Consider the following 266-nt stretch of genomic DNA (forward strand, 5'->3'; position numbering starts at 1 on the left):
CCCTCGCGCCTGTTCGGCCGTGCGGCCGAACGGATCAGCCGTCGTAGCTGATCTTGGACTGGTACTTCTGCGACTGCTCCTGGTTGCCCTGGGTCTGGATGAGTCCGAAGATCGCCAGAAGGGCGAGAAGGATGCCGACGATGGCACCGCCGACGTTGTACGCCGCCTTGTTCGTGGACGCGCTCATGGTGAACCGCCTTTCGCTGTGTCCAGCTCTCACTTCGCGGGTGAGACGCGTCGCCCGTACGACGCATTTCATCGAGTGT

1 protein-coding gene is annotated in these 266 nt (G+C 62.8%); it reads right to left on the reverse strand.

The window, feature by feature from the left end; translation table 11 throughout:
• Positions 1-34 precede the first annotated feature (34 nt).
• Positions 35-266 (reverse strand): hypothetical protein (locus tag QSV46_RS39950; RefSeq protein WP_314964125.1); only part of this gene is annotated, 232 nt, incomplete at its 5' end.

The organism is Bradyrhizobium cosmicum, assembly GCF_032290525.1.
GTDB classification, from domain to species: domain Bacteria; phylum Pseudomonadota; class Alphaproteobacteria; order Rhizobiales; family Xanthobacteraceae; genus Bradyrhizobium; species Bradyrhizobium cosmicum_A.